This window comes from Sphingomonas bacterium, from assembly GCF_903644135.1.
Classification (GTDB): Bacteria; Pseudomonadota; Alphaproteobacteria; order Sphingomonadales; family Sphingomonadaceae; genus Sphingomonas.
This window is the reverse complement of record NZ_CAHJXA010000154.1, coordinates 1-6,475: the sequence shown is the minus strand read 5'-3', so window position 1 is coordinate 6,475 and position 6,475 is coordinate 1. Positions and strand designations below refer to the sequence as shown.

Genomic DNA, 6,475 nt, shown 5'->3' with positions numbered 1-6,475 from the left:
TCCGCCTCAAAGCCGCCGGCCGGCACGGCGGTGACGCCGGTCGCGTCCCGCTCGCTCGCGACGACCTTTCCGTCTAGGATCGCGTAGACGCGCCGGTTAGTGGTCCCCCAATCGACCGCGATCAGCTCGCGCACGCCCCTACCACCAAGTGGCGTAGAGCGCGACGAGGACCAGCACCACGCCGACGGCACCGACGTTGAAGCCTGTGCTGGTCGCATAGCCGACCTCGCGCGTGTCGACCGTGTCCGCGCCCGCCCGAGCGGGCGTCGCCAGCGACACCACCGCCGCCAATGCGAGCACGAGCAGGAACACCAGCCCCATCCGGTCCATGAACGGTAGGCCCGGCGCGGCGACCTTGAGGAGATAGGACAGCACGACCGAACCGACCGCGGCCGCGATCGCGCCGGCCTCGTTCGCGCGCTTCCAGAACAGCCCGAGCAGGAAGATGACGGTGATGCCGGGGGTGAAGAAGCCGGTGAACTCCTGGATGAACTGGAATGCCTGCTCGCTGCTGCCGACCAGCGGCCGCGCGGCGATGATCGCCACGACGATCGCGACGACGGCGGTGATCCGGCCGACGCGCACCAGATGCCGCTCGCCTCCCGCGGCGTGCCCGTCTTCCGCCTGAGTCGGCTGGCGGCGGAACTTGGCATACAGGTCGAGCGTGAAGATCGTCGCGATCGAGTTGATCTTGGAGGCGGTGGACGCGACGATCGCCGCCACCAGCGCCGCGAAGACGAGGCCCAGCAATCCGGTGGGCAGCAGGCGCATCATCGTGGGATAGGCCTCGTCCGGCTTGGGCAGCGACGGTGCCAGCACGACAGCGGCGATGCCCGGCAGCACGATGATGACGGGCATCACCAGCTTCAGCGCGGCGGCGAACAGCACACCGCGCTGCGCCTCGGCGAGGCTCCTGGCCGCCAGCGCGCGCTGGATGATGTACTGGTTGAAGCCCCAATAGCTGAGGTTCGCGATCCACATCCCGCCGATCAGGACGCTCAATCCCGGCAGGTCCATATAGTGCGGGTCGCCGCGGTGCAGGATCATGTGGAAATGATCTGGCGCGGTCGCCGTCAGCCGCTGCCAGCCGCCGGCGATGCTGCCCGCGCCGATGTGGGTCAGCGTCAGATACGCCACGACCAGCCCGCCCAGCACCAGCAGCGTCACCTGGACGATGTCGGTCAGCGCCACCGCCTTCAGCCCGCCCTTGATCTGGTACAGCAGCGCGAACGCGCCCAGGATCACCAGCGCGAGGGTCTGGTCGATCCCCGCAACCTTGGTGACCGCGATCGAGCCGAGCCAGATGATGCTGGTCAGGTTCACGAAGACGTACAGCGCCAGCCAGAACACCGCCATGATCGTGCGGATCGAGGGGCCGTACCGCCGTTCCAGGAACTGCGGCATCGTGTAGATCTCGTTGCGCAGGAAGATGGGCAGGAAGAACTTGCCGACGATCAACAGCGTCAGCGCCGCCATCCACTCGTAGGACGCGATCGCAAGGCCGATCGCGTAGCCCGATCCCGACATGCCGACGATCTGCTCGGCCGAAATGTTGGCCGCGATCAACGACGCGCCGATCGCCCACCACGGCAGGTTCTTGGAGGCCAGGAAATAATCCGAAGTGGTCTTGGCGTGGCCTGCCTTCTCGCGGCTGACCCACTGCGCCAGGCCGAAGATACCGATTGCGTAGACGATCACGACCGCGACATCGATGGCTGACAAGCCCATTCCCGCATCCTCTTGACCGGCGGTTCGCGGCTGACGCCGCCGTACCTTGCTGCCCGACGGTTTGTGTCATTTATCTTATTTATTTGGGCTGTCCAGCCGAATGCCGGTCCGCGGGAGAGTGACAAGACGCACGTCCGGCTTCACAAGCTGTTTCCCGATGCAGCTGCCCGACCTCCGCGACCGGCCCTCCGATGCTTCTCCCCTCGGGCGCAACCTCACCTACAGCATGCTCGACAGCCTGGGACGTGCGATCGTGACGGGCCGCTATGTCGAGAGCGGCTTCCCGACGGAGGCGGAGCTCGCCCGGCTGCACGGCGTCAGCCGGTCGGTGACGCGCGAAGCCGTCAAGATGCTGACGGCCAAGGGCCTGCTGAGCGCGCGTCCGCGACAGGGGACGGCCGTCCAGCCCGCGGGGGCGTGGAACCTGTTCGACGCCGACGTGCTGCGCTGGCTGCTCGAACGGCGGTTCTCGATGGAGCTGCTGCGCCACTTCACGCAGCTTCGCATCGCGATCGAGCCGGAGGCGGCGGCGCTGGCGGCGCGGTTCGCCGAAGCGGCGGACCTCGAGTCGATCGCGGCGGGCCTGTCGCGGATGGAGGCGGCCGAGCGGCGGGAGGACGACCCGCTGGAGGCCGATATCGAGTTCCACGTCGCCATCCTGCGCGCGTCCAAGAACCCGTTCTACGCGCAGTTCCGCGACGTGGTGGTGACGGCGCTGCGCACCTCCATCCGCTTCACCAACCGCATCAAGGGCCGCACCGCCAGCCTGGTCGATCACGGCGCGGTCAATCGCGCGATCGCGGCGGGCGACGCCGATGCGGCGCGCGATGCGATGCGCGGGCTGATCGGCGACGTGCTGGTGTTGATCGACGATGCGGAGAACGGACGTGGCCCGCCCGAGGCCGATCCCTCGCCCGATGCGGGCGCGACCGCCGCCGGCTGACCGGTCAGTCGCTCATTCGTACCGGCGCGATCTGGCCGTCTTGATCGTAGTGGATCGGCTGGATCGCTATCCGCCGGTCGTCGGTGTACGGCCCGTCGCCGTGCTTGCCCTCCCAGCGATGATAGACGATCAGCCATTCGCCCGTCGCCGGATCACGCACAAAGGCGTGGTGGCCCGGCCCCTTGTAGCGCGCGTCGCTCTGGAGGATCGCGCCACGGTACTTCCAGGGCCCGGTCGGCGACGCGGACATCGCGTAGTGGACGGAATATTCGGCGGTGTTCCAGCGACCGTGGCTCCATGACAGATAATAGATGCCGTTCCGCTCGTGCAGGAACACGCCCTCGGTGAACAGCGGCGGCTGGTCGACGGGCAGCTCGCGGGCGATGCTGGTCATGTCGGGGGCGAGCTCGAACAACCGCAGCCGCGATCCCGCGCTGCCGCCGGCGTAGAGCAGCCGCCGGCCCGAGCGCGGGTCGACGAACGCCATCGGGTCGATCGCCTCGAACGGCCCGCCTGCCGACTGACGGCCGCCGGTCAGAAGCGGCTTGCCGCTGTCGACGCACGGCCCCGCAGGCCCGGCGCAGGTGGCGACGCCCAGCCGGCTCGGCGTCGGGTCCTGCGGGCCGACCGAGTAATAAAGGTAGTAGCGCCCGTCCGCCGCCAGCATGTCGGGTGCCCAGAGATAATGGCGCGAGGCCCCGTCGGCCCCGATCCAGCGGACGTCGCTCGCCTTCAGCAGGTCCGCCTGGCGCGTCCAGTGGCTCTCATCCGGCGAGGACCAGCTCTCCAGCCGGTCGCCTCGCTCGGTGGGATAGATCCACATCCGCCCGTCGGCGAACAGCGCGAAGGGGTCGGCCCCCGCGAACACCGACCGCACTTCCTGCGCGCCGGTGCTCGCCGCGAGCGCCAGCCCCGCCAGCACGACGAGGGTGGAGGCGACCAGGCTAGCCCTCACGGCTGCGCCGCCGCAGGGACGACGTACTTGGGCGCCGTCGCCAGCCGGCGGATCAGCTCGGTCTCGGCCGGGCGATAGGGCGTACCGTCGGCGCGCAGCACCTCGTGGAACCAGATCGGCGGTTCGTCGGCGGTATATGGCTTCTTCCAGCTGTCCCACGGCAGGCGCGTCTGCGTCTTGCCGTCGACGAATCCCCAGTTCACCATGCCGATGCCCAGCTTCTTGCCGATCGGCAGCGCGCCGTCGAAGGTCGAGCCGGCACCGCGCGCCATGTACTCGGTGCAGAGCACGGGCCGGCCGTAGCTCAGCATCTGGTGCGCGCGCTCGGCGAACTTCTCGGGCCAGCTATAGTCGTGGAAGCTCATCACGTCCGACCGGGTCACCTGGATACGCTCGATCGGGTCGAGCGTGGCCTGCTGGTCCCAATGATCCCCGATCCACACGCCGCTGGTCAGCGGCTGGGTCGGGTTCGCCGCCTCTGCCCAGGTGAACACCTGGTCGAGCAGCCCGGCGATCAGCGCCTTCTTGTCGGGCGTGGCACCATAGTCGCCGCCGCCGCCATTGTTGGGCTCGTTCCAAACGTCCCAGCCGAGCACGCGGGGATCGCGCGCGAAACTGCCCACCACGTCCGTCACATAGGCTTGAAGCTTGGGATATTGCGCTTGATCGGCCAGCCGTGCCGCCCCCGGTGCCTGCACCCAGCCGGAATTGTGGACGCCGGGAATGGGCGGCCGCTGCGGTCCCAGCTTCGGGTTGGGGTCCCAGCAGCTGTCGAACAGGACGAAAAGCGGCTTGATGTGATGCCGCGCGGCGATCGCCAGGAACGCGTCGATCCGGCGCTTGAAGCCGGGTGCGTCCTGCTCCCACAACAGATTGTGGAGGAACACCCGCATCGTGGTCATGTGGAGCTGCTCGGCCCAGCCCAGCTCCCGGTCGATCGCCGCCGGATCGAAGCTGTCCGCCTGCCACATCTCCAGCTGGTTGATGGCGGTGGCGGGAATGTAGTTGGACCCGACCAGCCAGGGCTGCGCACGCGACCAGCGCTGCGCCTCGGCACTCGTCCAGCGATCGCGCGCCTGGGCGGGTGCCGTGCCCAGCGCGAGCGCGGCGGCACCCGCGGCCAGCGCGAGGAAGGTGCGGCGGATCATGGAGGCTCCGTTCACTCGGGCGCGCCGGTCGTCAGCCGGTACGTCATCACGTTGCGATAGACCTGGCCCGGGGCGAGCCGCGCGGAGCCGAAGGCGGGGTGGTTGGGCGTGTCCGGGAAGATCTGCGGCTCGAACACCAGCGCGTCGCCCTCCCGGTATAGGTGGCCGGACTTGCCGGTCGAGGTCGCGTCGAGGAAATTGCCGGAGTAGAATTGCAGTCCCGGCTGGTTGGACCACAGCTCGAACCCGCGGCCGGAGGCGGGGTCGCTCACGCGCGCCATCAGGTGCTGGTCGGGCGTCACCTCCGCGCCGATCACCCAATTATGGTCGTAGCCGCGCGCATAGCCGATCTGCTGGTCTGCGCCCTCGCGCACCCGCTCGCCCACGGCGTGGGGCTGGCGAAAGTCGAACGGCGTGCCGGCGACCGATCGCAACTCGCCGGTCGGGATCGCGTGCGCGTCGGTCGGCAGGTAGCGGTCGGCGGGGATCGTCACGCTCGTCCCCATCGCGCCGGCGGCGGACCCCTCGCCCGACAGGTTCCAGTAATTGTGGTTGGTGACGTTCACGATCGTCAGCCGATCGGTCGTGGCGCAATATTCGATTGTCAGCGTGTCCCGCTCGTCGAGCGAGTAGGTGGCGTCTACCGTCAGCGCACCTGGATAGCCCTGGTCGCCGTCGCGACTGACATAGCGCAGCGTGACGGAGGCGACCGGCCCCGAACGGACGGAGGTGACCGTCCACAGCACCTTGTCGAAGCCGGCGACGCCGCCGTGCAGCGAATTGGGTCCGTCGTTGACGGGTGCCTGGAAGGGCCGTCCGTCGACCGCGTACCGGCCGGCGGCGATGCGGTTCGCGTAGCGACCGACGGTGGCACCGAAATATTGCGGCTTGGCGAGATACTCGGCCAGCGTGCGGTAGCCGAGCGCCACGTCGGCGACCTGTCCCCGACGATCGGGCATCCGCAACGACTGGATCGCGGCCCCGTATGCGATCACCCGGACCGATACGCCGTGCGCGTTGCGCAGGGTCGCCGCGGGCACGGCACGTCCATCGGGCAGCGTGCCGAAGGTCGAGCGTTGCGCCTCCGCCGCCCAGGCCGTGCCGCCCGGCACCCATGCCGTCGCCGCGCCCATAGCAAGCGCGATCCGCCAGCGATGCTTCATCTTCCTCTCCCACTTGCCGCACTGTGCGACATCGTGCCTGCACGCTTGATACCGCGCCTTGTGCCGAATACGAGCATATATATCAGACAAATGGGAGGGCAAATGGTTCAGTTGGCATTGATCGGTGTTGGCAAGATCGCGCGGGACCAGCACCGGCCCGCGATCGCCGAGCAGCCGACGTTCGATCTCGTTGCCACGGTCGACCCGTCCGCCGGCGTCGAGGGCGTCCCGGCCTATCGCGACTTGGCCGGGCTGCTCGCCGACGGGCCGCGGGTCGAGGCGGTGGCGATCTGCACGCCGCCTGCCGTCCGCCACGCCATCGCGGCGGCGGCGATCGACGTCGGGCTGCACGTCCTGCTGGAGAAACCGCCGGCGGCGACCCTGTCACAGGCCGCCGACCTGGCGACGCACGCGCGGACGGCGGGCGTGACCGCCTTTGCCGCCTGGCACTCGCGCGAGGCGGCCGGGGTCGCGCCGGCCCGCGCCTGGCTTGCGGGGCGCACCGTGCGCTCGGCGACCATCGCATGGCGCGAGGACA

General features: G+C 69.1%; 6 protein-coding genes. 2 read left to right on the top strand and 4 right to left on the bottom strand.

Features of this window, described 5'->3' with window-relative positions:
- Positions 1-138: 138 nt before the first annotated feature.
- Positions 139-1,728, bottom strand: a complete 1,590-nt coding sequence (locus HUU96_RS09265) for a sodium/sugar symporter (protein WP_174292537.1) — start codon at positions 1,726-1,728, stop codon at positions 139-141.
- A 157-nt stretch (positions 1,729-1,885) separates the two neighbouring features.
- Between HUU96_RS09265 and HUU96_RS09260 the strand changes: the two genes are divergently transcribed.
- Positions 1,886-2,671, top strand: coding sequence for a FadR/GntR family transcriptional regulator (locus tag HUU96_RS09260; protein WP_174292536.1), 786 nt, complete (start codon positions 1,886-1,888; stop codon positions 2,669-2,671).
- A gap of 4 nt (positions 2,672-2,675) precedes the next feature.
- Here HUU96_RS09260 and HUU96_RS09255 read toward each other — a convergent pair whose 3' ends face one another.
- From HUU96_RS09255 to HUU96_RS09245, 3 genes are read right to left on the bottom strand one after another with little or no spacing between them, the layout of a single operon-like run.
- Positions 2,676-3,626, bottom strand: a complete 951-nt coding sequence (locus tag HUU96_RS09255) for a family 43 glycosylhydrolase (RefSeq protein ID WP_254605160.1) — start codon at positions 3,624-3,626, stop codon at positions 2,676-2,678.
- Complete coding sequence (locus HUU96_RS09250) at positions 3,623-4,774, bottom strand: cellulase family glycosylhydrolase (RefSeq protein WP_174292535.1); 1,152 nt, start codon at positions 4,772-4,774, stop codon at positions 3,623-3,625. Before HUU96_RS09250 ends, HUU96_RS09255 begins: the two co-directional genes overlap by 4 nt.
- Before the next feature lie 11 nt (positions 4,775-4,785).
- Positions 4,786-5,937 (bottom strand): aldose epimerase family protein, encoded by a 1,152-nt coding sequence (locus tag HUU96_RS09245; RefSeq protein WP_174292534.1) that lies wholly within the window; start codon positions 5,935-5,937, stop codon positions 4,786-4,788.
- Between the two features lie 102 nt (positions 5,938-6,039).
- Between HUU96_RS09245 and HUU96_RS09240 the strand changes: the two genes are divergently transcribed.
- A partial coding sequence (locus HUU96_RS09240) for a Gfo/Idh/MocA family protein (RefSeq protein ID WP_174292533.1) occupies positions 6,040-6,475 on the top strand: 436 nt, incomplete at its 3' end.